16 protein-coding genes and 1 tRNA gene are annotated in these 19,819 nt (G+C 51.2%); 10 read left to right on the forward strand and 7 right to left on the reverse strand.

The annotated features are described in order from the left end of the window. Window positions 1-5 precede the first annotated feature (5 nt). Window positions 6-1,031: a YpdA family putative bacillithiol disulfide reductase gene (locus AC23NW_RS07325; RefSeq protein ID WP_487448638.1), complete on the forward strand. Its 1,026-nt coding sequence runs from the start codon at window positions 6-8 to the stop codon at window positions 1,029-1,031. Between the two features lie 86 nt (window positions 1,032-1,117). On the opposite strand, the gene AC23NW_RS07330 is transcribed toward AC23NW_RS07325, so the two are convergent. Further along, window positions 1,118-1,960 (reverse strand): M12 family metallopeptidase, encoded by an 843-nt coding sequence (locus AC23NW_RS07330; RefSeq protein ID WP_487448640.1) that lies wholly within the window; start codon window positions 1,958-1,960, stop codon window positions 1,118-1,120. A gap of 590 nt (window positions 1,961-2,550) precedes the next feature. Between AC23NW_RS07330 and AC23NW_RS07335 the strand changes: the two genes are divergently transcribed. Beyond that, on the forward strand, window positions 2,551-4,944 hold the full coding sequence (locus AC23NW_RS07335) for a family 78 glycoside hydrolase catalytic domain (protein ID WP_487448641.1): 2,394 nt from the start codon (window positions 2,551-2,553) through the stop codon (window positions 4,942-4,944). Window positions 4,945-5,000: 56 nt separating this feature from the next. Here the strand turns inward: AC23NW_RS07335 and AC23NW_RS07340 are convergent, their stop codons facing one another. Beyond that, window positions 5,001-6,329 (reverse strand): Gfo/Idh/MocA family protein, encoded by a 1,329-nt coding sequence (locus tag AC23NW_RS07340; RefSeq protein ID WP_487448642.1) that lies wholly within the window; start codon window positions 6,327-6,329, stop codon window positions 5,001-5,003. A gap of 55 nt (window positions 6,330-6,384) precedes the next feature. Next, window positions 6,385-7,560 (reverse strand): dipeptidase, encoded by a 1,176-nt coding sequence (locus AC23NW_RS07345; protein WP_487448644.1) that lies wholly within the window; start codon window positions 7,558-7,560, stop codon window positions 6,385-6,387. Window positions 7,561-7,785: 225 nt separating this feature from the next. On the opposite strand from AC23NW_RS07345, the gene ubiE reads away from it, so the two are divergent. From ubiE to AC23NW_RS07360, 3 genes are all read left to right on the forward strand, one after another. Then, on the forward strand, window positions 7,786-8,514 hold the full coding sequence (ubiE, locus tag AC23NW_RS07350; protein ID WP_487448645.1) for a bifunctional demethylmenaquinone methyltransferase/2-methoxy-6-polyprenyl-1,4-benzoquinol methylase UbiE: 729 nt from the start codon (window positions 7,786-7,788) through the stop codon (window positions 8,512-8,514). Between the two features lie 17 nt (window positions 8,515-8,531). Beyond that, window positions 8,532-9,191, forward strand: coding sequence for a type IX secretion/gliding motility protein PorT/SprT (gene porT / locus AC23NW_RS07355; protein WP_487448647.1), 660 nt, complete (start codon window positions 8,532-8,534; stop codon window positions 9,189-9,191). 167 nt (window positions 9,192-9,358) lie between these two features. Beyond that, a tRNA-Val gene (locus tag AC23NW_RS07360) sits at window positions 9,359-9,433 on the forward strand. Window positions 9,434-9,566: 133 nt separating this feature from the next. On the opposite strand, the gene AC23NW_RS07365 is transcribed toward AC23NW_RS07360, so the two are convergent. After that, window positions 9,567-10,682, reverse strand: a complete 1,116-nt coding sequence (locus AC23NW_RS07365) for a hypothetical protein (RefSeq protein ID WP_487448648.1) — start codon at window positions 10,680-10,682, stop codon at window positions 9,567-9,569. 127 nt (window positions 10,683-10,809) lie between these two features. Here AC23NW_RS07365 and AC23NW_RS07370 point away from each other — a divergent pair, with 127 nt between their 5' ends. After that, entirely contained in the window at window positions 10,810-11,274 is a 465-nt protein-coding gene (locus AC23NW_RS07370; RefSeq protein WP_487448649.1) for a LexA family protein, read from the forward strand. A gap of 7 nt (window positions 11,275-11,281) precedes the next feature. Continuing rightward, window positions 11,282-12,553 carry a Y-family DNA polymerase gene (locus AC23NW_RS07375; RefSeq protein ID WP_487448650.1) on the forward strand — a complete coding sequence of 424 codons (1,272 nt, stop codon included), beginning with the start codon at window positions 11,282-11,284 and terminating at the stop codon, window positions 12,551-12,553. Here AC23NW_RS07375 and AC23NW_RS07380 read toward each other — a convergent pair whose 3' ends face one another. Then, window positions 12,554-13,207 (reverse strand): GNAT family N-acetyltransferase, encoded by a 654-nt coding sequence (locus tag AC23NW_RS07380; RefSeq protein ID WP_487448652.1) that lies wholly within the window; start codon window positions 13,205-13,207, stop codon window positions 12,554-12,556. Between the two features lie 247 nt (window positions 13,208-13,454). Between AC23NW_RS07380 and AC23NW_RS07385 the strand changes: the two genes are divergently transcribed. Continuing rightward, complete coding sequence (locus AC23NW_RS07385) at window positions 13,455-13,997, forward strand: hypothetical protein (RefSeq protein WP_293843001.1); 543 nt, start codon at window positions 13,455-13,457, stop codon at window positions 13,995-13,997. Window positions 13,998-14,009: 12 nt separating this feature from the next. Here the strand turns inward: AC23NW_RS07385 and AC23NW_RS07390 are convergent, their stop codons facing one another. Then, entirely contained in the window at window positions 14,010-15,572 is a 1,563-nt protein-coding gene (locus tag AC23NW_RS07390) for a TonB family protein (RefSeq protein WP_487448653.1), read from the reverse strand. A gap of 269 nt (window positions 15,573-15,841) precedes the next feature. Between AC23NW_RS07390 and AC23NW_RS07395 the strand changes: the two genes are divergently transcribed. Next, complete coding sequence (locus AC23NW_RS07395; RefSeq protein WP_293843005.1) at window positions 15,842-16,090, forward strand: hypothetical protein; 249 nt, start codon at window positions 15,842-15,844, stop codon at window positions 16,088-16,090. A 75-nt stretch (window positions 16,091-16,165) separates the two neighbouring features. On the opposite strand, the gene AC23NW_RS07400 is transcribed toward AC23NW_RS07395, so the two are convergent. Further along, window positions 16,166-18,988, reverse strand: a complete 2,823-nt coding sequence (locus tag AC23NW_RS07400; RefSeq protein ID WP_487448654.1) for a M14 family metallopeptidase — start codon at window positions 18,986-18,988, stop codon at window positions 16,166-16,168. Between the two features lie 395 nt (window positions 18,989-19,383). Between AC23NW_RS07400 and AC23NW_RS07405 the strand changes: the two genes are divergently transcribed. Beyond that, window positions 19,384-19,764: a hypothetical protein gene (locus AC23NW_RS07405; RefSeq protein ID WP_487448656.1), complete on the forward strand. Its 381-nt coding sequence runs from the start codon at window positions 19,384-19,386 to the stop codon at window positions 19,762-19,764. Window positions 19,765-19,819: the final 55 nt, after the last annotated feature.

Genomic DNA, 19,819 nt, shown 5'->3' on the forward strand with positions numbered 1-19,819 from the left:
ACGATATGGCAGACCTGAACGGCACACAAGTTTATGATGTACTGATTGTGGGAGGTGGCCCGTGCGGATTAGCCGCCGGTATTGAAGCAGCCAAAAGCGGACTTTCACACCTGATTCTGGAGAAGGGCAGCCTGACGGAATCAATCCGCCGGTACCCTAAAATGATGCGCTTCTTTTCAACGGCTGAAAACATAGAAATCGGCGGGATTCCGTTTCCCGTTTCCGGCGTTAAAGCCAACCGGAACGAAGCACTACAATATTACCGGAAAGTGGCAGCTTACTTTAAACTGAACGTTAAACTGTTTCAGGAAGTACAGCAGGTTGTGAAAGCCGGCGAAAATCTGTTTTCGGTTGATACTGTGGGCGGTGATGTCTATCAGGCAAGGAAAGTGATTCTGGCAACGGGCTACTTTGACCGGCCACGGTGGCTTGGCGTTCCCGGCGAAGATATGACCCATGTCTCCCATTATTATGACGAGCCGTTCCAATATTCCTTTACCAATGTTGTGATTATCGGTGCGGCAAACTCGGCGGTTGAGGCAGCTCTGGAGTTATATAGGCATGATGTGCATGTAACGGTCGTACACCGTGGTGAAGATTTTAAGCCAACTGTAAAGTACTGGCTTATTCCGGATGTGAAAAACCGGGTAAAAGAAGGGAAAATCCATACGGTTTTTAACGCCTGTCTGACGCGTATTGAAGCAGGATACGTCTATGTCCGTAATACGCAGACCGGCGAAGAGCAGGGCCTGCCCGCCGATTTTGTCCTGATTCTGACCGGTTATACACCAGATGCGGATTTTCTGCGCCGGTGCGGTCTGGAACTGGATCCGGTGACGCAGATTCCGGCCTACGATAAAACAACGTTTGAAACAACGGTACCCGGCTTATATGTGTGCGGAACCGTTATGGCAGGTATCTATACTGAAAAAGTATTTATTGAAAATGGTCGTGAGCATGCGCAGGCCATTATAGATCATATTGCCGGCCGCGAGATTCATAAAGTAAAGGAACTGATTGATCGGATTTAAGCAACTTACCCGGTATTAAAAGAAACGTCTCCGGTCAACTGACCGGAGACGTTTTTATTTGCATGGGAACCAGTTAACGTTAACAATTACGGATACATTGCCTGAACCGTAGCAATGTCAAGCGGGGATAACCCGTTTCGCTGGATAGAAAATAAGGAGCCATCTTTCCGTGTAATGGTCGGTAGCCCGTTTTTGCTGAAATCGTATGGACCGTACATCATCACCGAGTTCAGATCAAGGGTATTCCCATAGTCGAAACCGTCGTATCCCTGTGCCGCGTAGGTGTCAAAGTTGTACTCGGTTCCCGTCACGATATTGCTGTAATTGATGGTAATATGATTGTTACGGTCTACACGCGTATGCTCGTGCCACAAGCCAACCGCGTGGCCAATTTCATGGATTGTGTTACCAACGCTGCATCCGCTGCCAAGGTTAACATACTGCAACGATCCTGAATAGCCCACGTTGGCAGAGCATCCGCTGCTGTTCCGGAACAGTACATAACCCCGTTGTGTTGTACGGGCTACAAACCGGATAGAAGTATTAGCCTCCCAATGCGCCATTGCATCATACACCCGCTGAGGGTTTGGTAAGGCAGGGTCAATTGTGTAGTAAACGATTTTGTTCGGCCATTTTGCCGTAGAACGTGTTCTGCCTGTCCCTTCGCCTGTTACCGGTTCGTCAGACAGCTCATGGTCATGTAAAATAATGTCATTCTGGAAGACGGATTCTCCGTTGATTTGCTGGAAACTGATCGGAGCATTCCGGAAAAAAGCTTGTTTTACTTCGCCTGTCTGATTTGGATAGGCTTTCTCGGCAATTGTTTGTGGGGTGAAATTACTAATCGGGCTTAGTGCATTTTCATGTGTGCAGCTTGTAGTAAAGGCAATAGTAGCCATCAAGCCCGCGAAGACTAGTAGTTTTTTCATAATTGTGCGTGATTAGGGATTGTTACATAAACGTTTGTACTAAAGAACGATAAAACGGCAACAAAAGATTTAAGAATTATCAAACGGGACTTTTGTCATACATACCGTTAGCTTAACCCTGTCTTTTGAAATCATTTGAATCTTGTTTTTCATGCGCGTTGAGTTTGGTTCCATTGCAAATGTTTTTACGGTAAATCTTGTAAATCAGATTTATAACTGACATTAAAAAACGCAAGAATTATCAAGCACTCCTTTTGTCATTGTTTAATTATGTTTCATAAATCATGTATGCTTTCTCAGAAGCTCCCTGTTACTAATGAAAAAAGCAAGGTAACATAAGTTATTAAGTGTGGAGAATCCGTTTATTTCGTGCTTTGGCGAGGTGTGGAGTAGTGGTATATCATCCCTGTAAATCAATGATCATGCTATTTTGTTTGATCATAAGATAACCAGATCAAATATTTACTTAATCAAATGTTACTATTTAGTTACGGGACCTGGTAGCCTGTATTGGCTGGAAAATATATTTAAAGTTATGCGAATTAAGAAAAAACTGTAACAACTAATTTATGCATTAATACGTCTGACATATGAAACGTAACATTTTTTTTGTTATTTATTTTTGTTGCCAAGTAACATTTGGTCAAACCAAAATACCGGATAGTTACTGGCAGTCTAACTACTGGACGGCTAAGTGGATTACTCACCCAACCGCTCCTGCAAAATCATATGGCGTCTATCACTTCCGGAAAACGGTGGAGCTGCCTCAGAAGCCTGGCCGGTTTGTAGTGCATGTGTCAGCCGATAACCGCTACCGGTTGTTTGTTAACGGAAATCCTGTGCTGATGGGACCTGCCCGTAGTGATCTTCAGAACTGGTATTACGAAACCATTGACCTCGCTCCGTTTCTGAAAGCAGGGGCGAACACGCTGGCGGCTCTGGTATGGAATATGGGAGAAGGTATTCCGTACGCACAGATGAGTTTTCAGACCGGGTTTATTTTACAGGGGGACACCGACGCTGAAAAAATAGTCAATACGGATAAGTCCTGGAAGGTTATTCAGGATATGGCCTATTCGCCGGTTAAAAATGATATTGCCAAACTCCGGACGTATATCGTCGCTGGTGATGGCGACCGCGTAGCCGGCGAACAATACCCGTGGGGCTGGGAACAACCCGGCTATAATGACCAGGCCTGGGCCGAGGCTAAACCGCTTTGGTTTACGGCAAAACCCAGAGGTATGGGAACCGACGGTAACTGGCAGCTGATGCCGCGTACGATTCCGGTTATGGAGGATGTTCCGCAGCGGCTGACGGCCGTTCGGCGGACCGAAAACAGCCGCATGCGGGTTGATTTTCTGCTGGGTAAAGAATCCGTTACCGTACCGGCCAATACAAAAGCGGTGTTTCTGCTGGATCAGGGCTACCTGACCAACGCTTATCCGGAACTGACGGTTAGCAAGGGGAAAGGTGCAACTATTACACTGGGCTATGCCGAGGCACTGATGAACGACAACCGGCAGAAAGGAAACCGCAACGAGGTTGAGGGGCGTAAACTGATTGGCTTCGAAGACCAGTTTATTGCCGATGGCGGCAGTAAGCACACGTTCCGGCCACTCTGGTTCCGGACATATCGCTACCTCCAGATTACGGTTGATACGAAAGACGAACCGCTGGTACTCGACGATCTGGTGGGACGCTTTACCGCTTATCCGTTCGAAGAAAAAGCCTCATTTGCCAGCAGCGATACCACACTGAAACATATCTGGAACGTTGGCTGGCGGACCGCCCGGCTCTGTGCCGGTGAAACCTATTACGACTGCCCCTACTATGAACAACTGCAATACACCGGCGATACCCGGATTCAGGCTATGCTCTCGCTCTACGTCGCCGGCGACGACCGGCTGATGCGTAAAGCTATTACCGATTACGACCACAGCCGGTTCAGCGACGGCTTAACACAAAGCCGCTATCCGTCCGCTGACTTTCAGGTGATTCCGACCTTTTCGTTGTTCTGGGTCTGTATGGTGCATGATTACTGGATGCACCGTCAGGACGATGCGTTTATTAAAAGCATGTTACCGGGGATGGCCAGCGTACTGGCATGGCACGAAGACCGTTTAGCCAAAAACTACCTGAACGGCCCGCTTGAGTGGTGGAACTTCGTTGACTGGTCGAAGTGGGAGGCGAAAGGCGAAGCGGCAGGGGGCGTACCGGCGGGTGCCCGTGCCGGCGGTTCCAGCATTCTGACCTTGCAGCAGGCCTATACCCTGTTGCGGGCAGCTGACGTATTTGGTCATTATGGACAGAATGATAAGGCGGCGCATTATCGGGCGTTGGCCGCGCAGATGAAGAAGGCCGTTCGCGAAACCTGCTGGGATGCTGCCCGTGGTCTGCTGGCCGATACGCCCGAAAAGAAAAGCTTCAGTCAGCACGCAAATATTCTGGCTATCCTGACAGATGCGGTTCCGGTGGCGCAGCAGACCGCTTTGCTACAAAAGGTGATGACGGATCAAAGCCTGATTCAAGCCACGTTTTATTTTAAATTCTACCTGTTTCAGGCCATTAAAAAGACAGGCATGGGCGACCAGTATCTGGCTCAGCTTAAGCCATGGCACGACATGCTCGGCATGGGCCTGACGACGTTTGCCGAGAATCCGGAACCAACCCGGTCGGATTGCCACGCGTGGAGCGCTTCGCCGTTGTACGAGTTTTTGTCGACCGTATGCGGTATCAATCCGGCCGAGCCGGGTTTCCGGTCGGTTCGTATTGAGCCCTATCTGAACAATTTGCAGTTTGCAGAAGGGAAAATGCCGCATCCTGCCGGCGACATTGCCGTACGTTTTGAGAAAACGGCGACCGGTGGCCTGAAAGGTACCGTCAGCCTGCCGCAGGGAGTAACCGGAACGCTGCGCTGGAAAGGCAAAGCCCTTGCCCTGAAAGCCGGCACGCAGACGGTGACAGTACCGGTGGCCGGCAAGTAGCCGGATAAAAAAAGGGAGCCCTGACCGGGGCTCCCTTTTTTGTGTCTGTCATGAATTTAAACCGTCGGGTACTGCCATTCGCCCCGGTAAGCGCGGCTAAGGAGTTTATTGGCCTCAGGGTCGTTCGGAATCTGGTTGCCGTCCCAGTTGATGCTTCGTCCGAGTTTCAGCGACAACATGCCTAACAAGGCCATATTGGTTGACCGGTATCCGGTCTCAATGTCTGATACCGGTAATTTGCTGCTTTTGATGGATTCCAGAAAGTTTGCCCAAAGCAGGGCAATGTTCTGATCATCTGGTTTGTCGAGTTTGGCGTCCTGATGGATAATCGGCTTTTTCGGATCAACGGGGTAAAACGTCCAGCCGTCGAGCCAGCCCTGATGGAAAGTACCTTCGGTGCCGTAAAAATAGGCGCCGACGGCCTGTTGCGGATGCGTTTTTTCGGCATTGTTGCCCGCAAACTGACGATGCTCCCATACGGCCGTAAAACTTTCAAACTCAAACGTAGCAATCTGGTGATCCGGTGCGTCGGTATTGTCGCGGCGGATGGCGCGGCCACCGCCCGAGAATATTTTACGCGGATGTTTTTCTTCGGTCCACCACAGAATCTGGTCCATCCAGTGAATGCCCCAGTCGCCGAGCGTACCGTTGGCGTAGTCGAGGTAATTGCGGAAGCCACGCGGGGTAATCGTGCGGTTGTAGTTGCGCAGCGGGGCAGGGCCACACCACATGTTCCAGTCGAGTCCTTCCGGAATCTCTTCATCAGGCGTTATCTGGCCGGGGCCGCCGCCGTAGTGAACAAATGCCCGTACCATCCCAATCTTGCCGGCCTTGCCCGACCGTAAAAACTCCATACCCGATACGTTATGGGGCGAAACACGGCGGTGTGTGCCTACCTGACACGTCCGGCCGTATTTCCGCGCCGCAGCCACCATCGCTTTGCCTTCGTTGATGGTATGCCCGATGGGTTTTTCCACATATACGTGAGCGCCTGCCTGCATGGCTGCAATCGCAATGAGCGGGTGCCAGTGGTCGGGCGTGGCAACAATGACAATGTCTGGTTTTTCGGTGTTCAGTAACTCACGGAAATCGCGGTATAGCTTTGGCTTGTCGCTGGTGAGTTTAGAGACTTCTTCGCTGCATTTCTTCAGCTGCCGCTGGTCCACATCGCAGAGTGCTACCAGCGTTGATTCGCCGGCCTGGAGTGCACAGCGGAGGATATTAGTACCCCACCAGCCGGTACCGATCAGCGCCGTGCGGAATTTAGCCAGCGGACGACGGGTGATAAACGGCGTAATAATACTGGGAGCTGCCGGCAGTGCGCTACCCACCAGGGTGCCCCCGGCGGCCAGTAATGAGGTTTTCAGGAATTCGGAACGGTTCATAAGTAAGGTCTGACTCAATGGTAAAAGAGGAAACCCGGAGGCGGTTACTGATGGCTTATTCTTTCTTTGCCTGCCCTAGTACGCGCAGCAGGTTTCCGCCCCAGATTTTAGCAATATCCTTTTCGGAATACCCGCGGCTGACCAGTTCAGCCGTCAGGTTTTCGATCTCGCTGACATCCTCCATGCCGACCACGCCGCCGCCGCCGTCGAAATCACTGCCGATGCCGACATGGTCAATGCCCACCAGTTTAACGACGTAGTCGATGTGATTGACGAGGTCTTTGAGGGTTGCGCGCTCATGGGCATAGACTTGCTTTACCGAATCGGTCTGTGCTTTCTGCCAGGCTTCCAGTTTGGGCGCATCAATCCGGCCCACGTTAGCCATCCGGATCTTGGTCAGTGCCTGCCGGTGCGCTTCCGACGGTTTCCGCAGGTAATCGCTCACAAAATTCATCTGGATCACGCCGCCCTTCGCCGCCAGTGCTTTAATCATGTCATCGGTCATGTTACGGGGAAAGTCGCACAGCGCCCGTACGTTGGAGTGCGACGCAATTACCGGCGCTTTCGACAGGGCCAGTACGTCGTAAAACGATTTATCCGAAATATGTGATACGTCGATCAGCATACCCAGCCGGTTCATTTCCCGGACAACATCGTTGCCGAAGGCACTCAGGCCGTTGTGTAACGGACCATCGGGGTCGGTAGCAGAGTCGCAGATGACGTTGTTCGCAAAGTGGGAGAGGGTAATGTACCGGCAACCGAGATCGTAGTACGTTTTCAGCAGTGACAGGTCCTGACCAACCGGATAACCATTTTCCATACCGATGAACACCGCCCGTTTGCCGGCTTTCTGGAGCCGGTAGGCATCGGCGGGTGTCGTGGCCAGTTCAGCCAGCTCCGGATACTGCTTCAGGGCACTGTGGATACGGTCGAATATGGCCAGCGCATCGGCTTTTGCTTTGGCATGTCCCTCGGGCGTTCGCGGTCCCTGCGCCAGATACACGGCAAAGAACATGGCATCCATACCGCCCGTTTTCATCCGCGGAAAATCAATCTGAGTACCATCGGTCTTCACGTCATGTGCTTTGCCAGCGTCGAAGCCCGGTTTCATCATGTTGATGGGTGCATCAGCGTGTGTATCCAGTGTCAGGATCCGCTGGTGTAGTTTGTGTACTTTTTTAGGCGGCGAAAGAGAAAGCAGCAGGAGCGAAGAAAGCAGAAACGGGTTCATGACGCATCGGGTTAAGTTGTTGACAACATCCGGAATTTCAGGAGCTGAAAGACAGCGGTCCGGCTTTGACACAGAAATCTAAGCAATCCCGGAGCAACCCCAAAACTTTATGCTGAAACGCACGGTTATCGTCGTAACTTTGCTAATAATTAGCGATTGTGCGATTGAGTGATTGTGCGGATACTTGTTCACACAATCACTCAATCGCTGATTCACCAATGTATTATGGCTGTTGTACCTTATAAAGATAAAGCTACTTCGAAGCGGGAGCAGGTAGCGGAAATGTTTGATAACATTTCGCCGAAATATGATTTGCTGAACCACGTACTGAGTGCCGGTGTCGATATCTACTGGCGCAAAAAAGCGATCAGCTATTTACGGCCGTTTGCCCCGAAAAAGATCCTGGACATTGCCACCGGTACCGGCGATTTTGCGCTGGAAGCGCTGGCGCTGAAACCCGAAAAAATTGTAGGCGTTGACATTTCAGAGGGAATGCTGTCGGTTGGCCGGGAGAAAATGAAGAAGCGCGGCGTCGACAATATCATCGAGATGCGCATGGGCGATTCCGAACGATTATTGTTTGAAGACAATGTATTTGATGCTGTCATCGTTTCTTTTGGGGTACGGAATTTCGAAAACCTGTTGAAAGGTCTGACGGATATGCACCGGGTAACGCGGCCGGGTGGTGTATGTGTGGTGCTGGAATTTTCAAAACCCCGTTCGTTTCCGTTCAAACAGTTATACGGTTTTTATTCAAATACGATTCTGCCGCTCATCGGGCGAATGATCAGTAAAGATTCATCGGCATACAGCTATCTGCCGGAATCGGTACAGGCGTTTCCTGATGGTCCCGATTTTCTGGGCATTTTTAAAGCAGCCGGGTTTACAAACACAAAATGGATACCTCTTACGTTCGGCATTGCCTCTATTTACATCGGACAAAAATCCTCTTAGGAGCCCTGTTGGCACTTGTGCTGACTACAGATCTGCATGCGCAGGGATACGCGTACACCCGTAAACATCTGGAGCATTACGACGACAAAATCATTCATTATGGTTTTTTCTTCGCGGCTCCCATAACGCGGTTCAACATAAGGTACAGTAATGCCTTTGTAACGGCCGATTCTGCGAGCCGGATTTATTCGCCGAACAAAACATCGTTCCGGGTCGGTTTTGTGGCAAATGCCTACATGACCGATGCATTTGACATCCGGACGACGCCGTCGATTTCGCTCTACAGCCGGGAGGTAAAGTACGACTACCCCGGCGGGACAACCCGTTCGGAAACGCGGGAGTCGGCGTGGCTGGATATTCCGTTGCTGATCAAATACAAGTCACAGCGCCGCAACAACACGCGGATGTACCTGCTGGCGGGCGGTTCATTTGCGATTGAAACAAACGTCCGGAAGAAAGAAGCATTCGGTTCAACGCGGCTCAGCACGAACACCACCGATTTTACGGTGGAGTATGGTATCGGGTTTGAGCAGTTTTTTGAATATTTCAAATTCTCGCCGGAGATCCGCTTTTCACACGGTATTCCGAATATGTTCCGTCCGACAAACAATACGGCCTCTCTGGGTATACGGCGATTAACGACACATGGTGTCACGATATACATCAATTTCGAGTAGGCGGAGAAAAAAAAGAAATTTTTTTCTCATATAACCATCTGAGCATTAGCAATTTGTTCTGTCTTTGAAAAAATAATTGAATTTTTTTTGAGGCAGGACTTGCAAAACGGCAATTTTACCCCCTATATTTGCACTCCCGAACGACGACAACGGGACGGGACAAAAAAGGGAGTTTAGCTCAGTTGGTTCAGAGCATCTGCCTTACAAGCAGAGGGTCGGGGGTTCGAATCCCTCAACTCCCACAAAGAAAAGCGAGTCAGCAATGACTCGCTTTTTTGTTTCTCGGGCTTTTCACCCCGTTGCTTCAGGGCGTTTGCCATCCAATCAGCAGATTGGGGACGGTCTTGGCTCCCTCAACTTCCCGCCTTCAGTCCCTCACTTATACCAGCCCCAAACCTCCTGCATGAATTCACCGGCAAGGGCGGGCTTATTGATCACCATTGGTATCTGAAGTTCGGTAAGCAGAGTGCGGTTGTCGAGGCGTCCGGCTGGAAGTTGCTGTTTCGGAATAGACCGGCTCTGCGAAACAGCAAGGTTGGTGTACGTAAACGCTACAGGCAGGATATACCGCCCGGCATACTCCGTCGAAAACGCCGGTAACTTTTTCAGGGCGCCCGTCACGGCCGGAATAAACCCGTAGCCGACATTATCGGGGCTTAGCGGCACGATATGCCTGATTTGTCCCTGCGCGTTAATGTCAAACCCGATATATACCCGGCTACACAGACCTTTATTCCAGAGTTGGGCAGGGTACCGGATATGCTCGTACAGCATCGGTCGAAAATCCGGATTGGCATCCAGCGGACAAAGCAGCGTTGCGGTCAGTAAGCTGTCGTAAGTGCTCAGTATCCTGACGGCACTGACCGGTGAGAGAGCATCGTCGGGAACAAGAGCTGCTACGGCATCCGGCTGTTCTGCTAATGCGGCCCGTAATGCCGGACCGGTAAGCGAAACGGGCTTGATAGGGCCGTTGCCTGCCTGGAGGTAATACGTGGTCTGTGGTTTGTAGCAGGCCTTGTAGGGCGATATACCGCCTGTTTTGTCAAAAGACGGGGTAATCGGTTCCAGCCGGCAGCTAACAGCTTCCATCAGTTTTGTTTTACCGGCATACCGCAGCTGGCAGTAAACGGTTCTGCCGTTGATCAACTGCTTACTATACAGTTCTCCGTTTATCGTAAATGCGTCGGGAAATACCTGTTGCGGCGCTTCTTCACCCAGCCGGAAAAATACCTGACCGGCGTAGATGTTGTAGCATATGGAGCCATGAATTTCGCGGCCGGTCGATCCCAGTAGCATCGTTCCCGGCTGCCAGATGGGAAAGGTACGGTATTCACTGCCGAGAAAATACTGCTCGTTTAGCGTTTTGTCGCCCGATACCAGGCAGGTGGTGGTAATCTGACCAGTACTGTCTCTGGCAACGGTACACCGTTGGCTTTGGGCGTTATACCAACTGATACAGGCAAGAATGCCGATAAAAAATCTCCGGTACATACGTGATTGGCCTGAAAATAAGATTAGCTATTGCCATAAGGCATTTGGCCGCGATCTCTAATGATGCGCCGGCGTCCGGTTGCACTTCCGCTGCTAAATCGTTATCATCGTACCAAAGTTTACGCCTATGTTAGCTGAGTTCGACCGCATTGAGGCGGAGGATATCGTAAAAGCATCGATTGAAAGCCGCTTTCAGATTCCGTTTTTTTCGTCGTATGTACAGGCTGGTTTCCCGTCGCCGGCTGATAATTACCTGGAGCGTGTCTGCGATCTGAACGACCTCTGTGTAACCAACGCCGAATCGACCTATTTCGTCCGTGTAACATCTGATTCCATGACCGGCGACCGCATCGAAGCCGGTGATGTGCTGGTGGTCGATTGCTCACGGGAAGTCGCCGACGGAAAAATTATCATTGCCTGGTACAATGGCGGGCATACCGTAAAACGCATCCACTTTGCTGGTGGCCCGTCACAAAGCGACATGATTGTGCTGATGCCCTCAAATACCAAATACGAGCCGATTTACGTCCATCCCGGCGACGATTTCAAAATATTCGGCGTCGTTACCTTTGTCATCCATAAACCGCTTTAACGCCGTTATGATCGCTTTAGTCGACTGCAATTCGTTTTATGTAAGTTGTGAGCGGAGCTTCAATCCGGCGCTGGAAGGAAAGCCGGTGGTGGTCCTGAGCAACAACGACGGCAACATCATTGCCCGCTCGGACGAGGTAAAAGACTTAGGCATCAAAATGGCTGCGCCGTACTTTCAGATCCGGGAGTTGTTGAAACAGCATAATGTGGCCGTATTCAGCAGCAACTACACACTCTACGGCGATATGTCGGCGCGGATTATGGCAACCCTCGGCCGTTTTGTGGAGCATGTAGAGGTATATTCCATCGACGAGGCGTTTCTGGACCTGACCGGCTATGAATCTGTCTATCCGGATCTGACCGAACTGGCCAGAACTATCCGGCAGACGATTGCTCAGTGGCAGCGGGTGCCTGTCGGCATCGGGATCGCACCTACTAAAACACTGGCTAAAGTGGCCAACAAGCTGGCTAAGCAATCGGGCGGCATCTGCCTGCTCGACGGAGAAGAGCAGATTGAAGAAGTACTCCGGAATTTTCCGGTCGATGACCTGTGGGGAATCGGGCGGCGGTACGCGTCATTTCTGAAACACAATCACATCAAAACGGCCTGGGATCTGCGCAATGCACCGGATGAATGGCTAAGCCACCACCTGACCGTAAACGGGCTCAGGCTGGCTCACGAACTGCGCGGGATGCCCTGTAAGCTGATGGAACCGGAACCGGCGCCGAAACAGGCGATTTGTTCGGCTCCGTCGTTCGGACGCATGATTACCGACCTGGCAACTATGTCGGAAGCCTTAACGACGCATGTGAGCCGCGCGGCCGAAAAGCTGCGCCGGCAGGAGTCGGCCGCCGGTGTTATGACGGTGTTTATCCACACGAACCGCTTCCGGAAATCGGCTTCCGGCGAGGTTGCGAAACAGTATTACAACAGCCGGACCATTGAGCTGCCGCATCCGTCGGCCAGTACGCAGGAGCTCGCCGGTTATGCGCAGGCGGCGCTCAAATCCATTTTCCAGTTTGGCTATCATTACCAGAAAGTGGGCGTAATTCTGTCGGGACTGGTACCGGCCGGGTTCCGGCAGGGCAGTCTTTTTACCGATGCGCCGGATGAGCGGCTGATGGCGCTGTCGCAGCTGATGGATAAGCTGAATGACCGCCACGGACGTGATCGGGTGCGGCTGGCCGGTGCAGGATTTGACACCAGCTGGCACCATCGCCGGCAGCATCTCTCTAAACGGTACACTACCCAATGGGATGACATTCTGCCGGTAAGCTAACTACCGGTCTGCCTGAATCCAGGCGACGGCATCCCACGAGAACGGTAGCCACCGGTCTCTGTTATCATCGAACACTTCGGTAGCGGCTTCGCAGGGGAATAGTTTATAGTCAAACTTCGTATAATTTGTGGCAATATAACCCGGGTAATAAAAGGCCTTTTGTTGCTGTCGGGCATACTGAATTTTCTGCATCATCAGGTATTTCCCAAGGCTATACTTCCGGTAATCGGGATGGTAAAAATTCATGATTCCGGCAATGCTGTCGTTTCCGTTATCAAAAATACCGCCGGCAATCAGCTGACCGCGGTCACGTACTTCAACGATATACGTATCAAAAACGGACGACTCAGCCCCGTTCATGAGACAGCTTTCGATTGAGGCAGCAGCATCAAAATTGATGGCATTGCGATAAACGGTGTAAAGGGCTTCGTGCTCTTCTGAAATAACCAGAGGACGTACTGTTGTAGAAAAAATACTGTTTTGCCGCAGAATCCGCGCTTGTTTAGTACCGAACTGAACGTCATCCAGCCGCATACGCAGCCAGTAAACAGGGCATATTTTATCGTCGGCCAGAATATACTGACAGGTGAAAATATCCTGATTCATACGGAAATAGCCAATGCTCAGGAAAAAATCGAGCTCATTTCCTATCATAATAAGCAATATAAATTGCCCGGTCGGGGGTGGGTTTAACGGGTAATGATGGGGGGCAAGTTACTACTAAATCCGGGATAGACCAGTCTGTAGGGCCGAAAGGACAGAATCCGGACAATGGTAAACGCAGTTAATGTATGGTGTATACCAGTTAAGTGCTCAAAACCGGCAGTTCAATCACCGGACAGCTGCATAGCCCGGAAAGACCAGCCATCTTTGCGTCGAAATAAACCAACAAATACGCAAAATGAAAAAGGTAGTATTTAGCCTGCTGGCTGTATTAATGATGTTTGTCGCTTGTAAAACCTCTTCTGACCCGATGGGTCCCGACGGCGGCGGCGGCTCAACGCCTTCCGGTCTGCAGGGAAAATGGACGTATGGCGGCTCGTTTTCCGCCACAGATTTCTGGAATTATAACGGCACCTACGCCGGCAAAGGTTTTGAACAGGGAATGGTTTTCGATTTCAAGGCCAACGGAAAGTTTGACATGTACGTTATCAACGCTACAACGAGCTACAACTGCCGTACTGAAGCGTACAGCTACTTTACGGGTTCGGTAAAGTTTGATGAAAGCGCACACACGTTTACAATCACCCCGACATCGGGTAACTACCGCGGGTTCTACTCCTGTACACCCGGCAGCAATTTCAAACGTGATGCGCGGGCCGAAGAGCTGAAGCAGCAGGGAAAAACGTATTACTACGTGCAGAAAAAGAACAGCCAGGGACAAACTGTCCTGAACGTTAGTGTAACACCTGATGAAAAAGACGGCATAGAATTTAAACCATAACGGGATTGGAGGCTACCATTCAGAGGATTTACTGAATGGTAGCTCTTCAGAGGCTTTACTGAATGGCAGCTCTGCCAGCGGAATGTCGTCCAGAACTCCCTGAAAGTTGAAGGTAAACGGTAATGTATAGTTCATGGTTACCGGTTTGCCCCGCCGATAGCCTGGTGTCCATTTTTTACTGGTCTGTTTCGCCAGTCGCCTCATTTCCCCCTCAAGCCCGGAAACTGCCGGCCCGATTACTTCTACATTGCTGATACTGCCATCGGTATTGACCAAAAAGCTGACCATAACTTTATTGATAACCCTGATGCCATTCGGCCTCATGGCGCTAACCGGATAGCGGAGATTTTTGAGCAGAAACTCAGCCAGGTCCTTCCGGCCGTTACCAAAGACGGGATCTACTTCCAGCTGAGTGTAGCGGACCGTGTCTTCTCCCGCTGTAACGGCCCAGCCGTCGATCATTTCCCCGAACTGGTAGGTTTCCTGATAGGTATAGGAGCCGTCCAGTGAAGTCCCTTTCCAGATGCCCTGCCGGCGGCTATCGTCGACCTTGCCGGTTTCGGTAAAGACCGTATACTGTTTCGTGGCAGGATTACGCCGCCAGCTGTGGTAAACGGCTGTACCCTTACCATCCGTTACCAGTTTCCGGCCATTACTGTCCCACTGACTGACCAGACCTGTTGTATTCAGTCCTCCGGATTTATTTGCCATCCGCTGCATGGTTTCCACGGCCCGGATCTGTCCGTTCGGGTACCAGAAGGTCTGTTCAATTTCGGTCGGTCTGTATACGCTCCGCTCGGCTACAACTCCGTTCGGATGAAAATAGTAAAGGGCGCCCCGCAAGTCATTCCGTACATAAGGCTTCATAAATGCCGGTTCTCCACCCTGATAAAAACCGTAGCTATTGCCGTCGATACTATTCTTATACCCGATGAAGTCTATCTGCCGGAATCCGTGAACCGTATCATAAGGGGTGGCCGGCCCGTCTTCGTGCTCAGTCTGCCGGTAGCGGGTTTTCAATATCTTTTTCCAGCGTTTGCCGGACTTCTCCATAAACGTTATATCGCCGGTCGGAAACCCCAGACTATCGACAAGCGCAATTCGCTTAACGATGGCACGCGTGGCATCTTCAGGCACGCTGCTGCCGTCTCTGGCATAAAAATCAATGCGCTCACCGGTCCCGATATAAACCGGCAGATCCGATTTAAACAGAACCGGTATGGCGATCTGTTGCCTGACGGGTTTGCCGTTCTTTTCGGCTGGTTGCCAGGCATTGAAAAGGCTCAGTAAACGAAGCGCCTCCCGGTCGCAGTCGGGGCGAAGACTTCCCAGCACACTAATGTCAGAGAGCCGGCCGTCGGTTTCGACAACTGCCTGTAAAAAAACGCGCCCGCTGACATGATCAGCTTCGGCTTTTAAGGGGATACGCAGATTGGTCTTAAGGTATAAATCCAGCATGGCCTGGCCACCACGCGGTTCAGCGGGTTTATCAACCTCAAACGGCTGGAAGCGTTGCTGGGCCGGCGCACAAAAAGGAAAAAGAAGAAAAAGGAGTGGAAGAAGCGGATGTTTCATCGTTACTATTCAGATAAGTGTGTATCCAAATATATACTCTTTTGACTCAAATAGTCAAGAAGAGGCCTTACAGTAAGTTTTTAGTCAATTGTCGTTGGTGATTTTACGTCATTAAATAACTTTAGCCAGCCAAAATGCAGGGAAACCTGGTTGGATTGTACATAAAAAGATAAGCAAGTAAGGAGAGTACCCGGTTCCGGAGCGTCCCGGATTAGTTATGCTATTACTTTCTGAAAGGAGAGTAACCGGGCATATCATGATCATTTTCTATGCAACTTTATCTGATCATTGTTCGGTATGTTGGTAACCGATATACCTATAGTGCTCAAAAAAACAACCGTAGCCGTAAATTAAAATCCGGACAAGCCCTCAGCCTGATCCCCAAACAAAAATCTGATTTTGATCTGCTGCTTTTCGCCGGAGACAGCACAGAAGCCAAAGAACTGGCGATGTCTGTCGTGGCACACTCATCATTTTTGCAGGCACTACCTCCTGTCAGCGAACAGGATGATGATTGATGCGTTGTCTTTTTGTACTACACAAAAAAAACGCCCTGACCAGAGTCAGGGCGTTTTTCATTTACAGCGTCCTGGTTATTGCGCTGTTCCTGCGTTCAGCAGTTGATTGAACAATAGCTTGAACGTATTATGCGATTGCGCGCGGAAAGTGATTTCAGGGCCGAATGCCAGCAGTTTGCCGTTGCCCACCTTCGCTTCGAACGCGGTTACTCCGTTCTGCAGATAGGCCTGACCCCATGCCCAGCCGCTACGCAGCGGCTTGTTGGTAGAAAACCACGCCAATGGTTTCAGGTCGCCTTTGGCAACCGCATCCGGTGCCAGGTTAAAGACCGGGCTGGCGTCGAAATAAACGTCGCTCTGGGTCGTCATTCCCCAGGTAGCGTGCTGCGTTGAGTCCAGTGTAACGCGCAGGATACTGCCCGGAATGTAATACTTCTCAGCAGGTAATGGCCGTTCCTGACCGGTGTTGGTCATTTCGACAAGCGCATTCCGGACTGGCAGGCCAAGGTGATACGCCAGGTTGGTGCTGCTGCCGATTGTGACAACATTACCGCCTTCTTCCATGAACTTCTTCAGCTGCGGAATAGACTTATCGGCCGTAATGCGGCCCATCCATGGTCTGAACTCCGCCGGGATTTCTTCGGTTTTCGGCTCACGGCCAAAGCCAAACTCGCCGTCACCACCCGCCGGACGGGCAGCACCGCTGCTTACGGCCGGAATGGCACGGGTTACGAAAACGATTACGTCAAATTTCTTCCGCAGGTCACCGGCATCAATATCCTGTGCATAAACCACCTTCATCGGGAAATGATACTGTTCCATCATCCAGCGCACCCAACCCGACGGCATTGATCCGCCGTAGCTGTCCCAAAGCGCAATCCGCATCGGGCTGACTTTCGTCAGGCCGGCTGGTTTTTTGCTGAGGCCTGTCACATGTACGCCCAGGTCGCTGGCGGCCTTATCGAGTGCGGCTTTGGCTTTGCTGCCGGCCGGTATAAAGAAGGCGCCGGCCTCCACATTGCCCTGACCGGCGGCACCTTTCGGTAACCGGTAAACCTCAATACCTGAGGCAATCAGGTCGTTAACGGCAATAAACGAGTTGTTTGAGCGGCTGGTCAGTACGTAACCGCCACTGGCTGATGCGTCAACAGTGCCCTTTGGTGCCTGCAGTTCGCCATAAGGCAGGGCCTTGAACGGACCGTCGAAGCTTTCCAGCACGCGGTCAACCTGAACGCCCATCTGGTAGGCCAGTGTCCAGCCCGCTGCATCGTATGGCCGGATCGGCGGGCCACCCTGATACTGGAAATCGTTCGGGTGATCCTGCGGTTCAAACATGTCAATAACGTGCGGGCGGAAGGCCTGAGCCGTTTTGACCACATACGAGCCTGCCGGATATTTTTTGCCGTTTACCGCAAATTCGCCGGTAGCCTGATGAATCTGGATACCGGTTTTGATCAGAGCGTTAATAAACTTCACGGCTGTCGGGAAGTCAGCCTGATCGGCAGGGATGATGAATCCGCGCGGATCACGGGTTGCCGGGTCTTTCAGTACCTGATCGAAGTACTTCACCGGTACACCCGACGAGCGGCCGCTCCAGCCGAACGGATCAGCAGCGCCGCTGCCGCCACCGGCATTAGCCCCCGCCGTTTTACGCTGGTCGGCCTGATAGGCCTGATTGATGGCCTCCACGCGTTTCGGCGACAGGGTCCAGTAGTCGGAGCTGCCACGGTCGATGGAGTTTTTACCCATGTGGTAAATGTTGTACAGCAACTCGTCGTGGTGACGGGCGGCATAATCCAGCACCGAGTAGTTCAGCGACAGCGAGTAATCAATCGATTGCTTGTAGTGCCATTTCTGCGGTGTTACCGGATAAGGCGTATTGCCGTTCGGAATGAGGCGTTGCGGCACCAGTGGTACTTCTTCCGGTGTCGGGCCGCCGATGATTTCGGTCAACAGACCGATCATGTTGTGGAAGTGCGTTGTTGTGCGCAGACCGCCGTTATACCAGGTCGAGAAACTGGCTCCGTTGAGGCGCGTAAAGCCCGGCTTATTTTCCGCGTTGAGGCGGTTATACATGGCTGCCCCTACGGCGTCGATGCCCGTAATCATCATCGGGTCGAAGACGTAGTTGAACGGATCGCGGTAGGGCGGTCCCGCCAGCACCGACCCGGCCGGACCGCGCTGGTGGTGATTATACATAATCTGCGGAATCCACTCAACAAAGAGCTGACGCCCCATGTTCTGCGACTCCTTCAGGTTCATCATGAAGAAATCGCGGTTGTTATCGTGGCCGGCGTATTTTTCGTACAGACGCGGCAGGTTTTCCAGTGACCGTTTTTTCGGGTCCGACTCGCGCATGTACCAGTTGCTGACCAGCTCCTGACCATCCGGATTGGCATGGACGAAGAGGATAATGACGTTATCGAGAATCCGGAGCGTTTCGGGGTCTTTACGGCTGACCAGCTGCCACATGGTTTCGATCAGCTGATGCGTACCAACGGTTTCAGTGGCGTGCAGGCCACCGTCGATCCAGACCACCGCTTTCCCTTCTGCCGACAGTGCACGGGCCTGTTCTTCGGTAATCCCTTCGGCACGGGCAAGTTTCTGTGAAATCTCCTTATAACGGTCCAGTTTTTTATGGTTTTCCGGCGACGTTACGATGAGCATGTACTGATGGCGACCTTCTTCGGTCATCCCGATGTCGACCAGTTTCGACCGGTCTGAAGCAGCAAGTTTTTTAAAGTAAGCTTCGGTTTGCGTGTAGTTGGCTAACTGATAGTCGTCGCCGATGTTGAAACCGAAATGCTCCCGGGGCGAAGGCAGGTTTTGGGCCCGGGAAGACATAGTCAGGCTAAGGGCCAGAAGGGCCGTTAGTAACGGTAAACGTTTACGTATCATAAACTGATCAAAAATATTGATACACTCAGAGTTTGTTAGAAGTGTTCCAGCTAAATAAGCCATTTTATTTTACAATATACCTGAGCATGCATATAAAATTTTACCGTTTTAGGGTATTGTGCTATAAGTTATTAGAGGATTACAGAAGTAGTTTAAAGTCTAAAAAGTGTAACTATAACCGTTGAGGAGGGGACTTTGGTAAACAATCTGTTTGTTGTATGAAAATGGGTACAACAAAGCAAAATCTGGATGACGGAAAGCAGCATACGTATACTTCCGGTATGATCACTGACATACAGAGACCAGGTTTATGGCAAAGAACATGCCTCTGTACTGATCAAAATTAGTAGACTATAAGGCGAAGAGTCATTATCTTTGCGGAAAATTACAAAAACGTGCGTTCGGTTCTGGTGTACATATTGCTCTTTGCGATTATGCTGCCAACGGTTAGTCCGTGGGGAACCATTGCCTGTTTTCAGCTAAACCGGGACTACATTGCCCGTGTGCTGTGCGAAAACCGCGACCGGCCGCAAATGAATTGTAACGGTCAGTGCTATCTGGCCAAACGACTGAAAGCACAGCAGGACAAACAGGACAAGGAAACCAGCGAGCGGGTGCAGAACCTGCCCGGGCTCCAGCTTTTCTGGGAGGCACCGGTTACGTTTGATGCCTTTACCCCGCCAGTCGTAACTACGCAGAAGAGCTGGCTGGTCCTCTACCTGCTTAAACGCTACTCAGCTCCTTTACTGAATCTCTTTCAGCCTCCCCGTTATTAATTGTCTCCCGTTTAGCCGGTAACAGCCTGCTGTTGCTTGGTGCTTTATGACCGCA

The organism is Arsenicibacter sp. R0_47 (genome assembly GCF_057652235.1).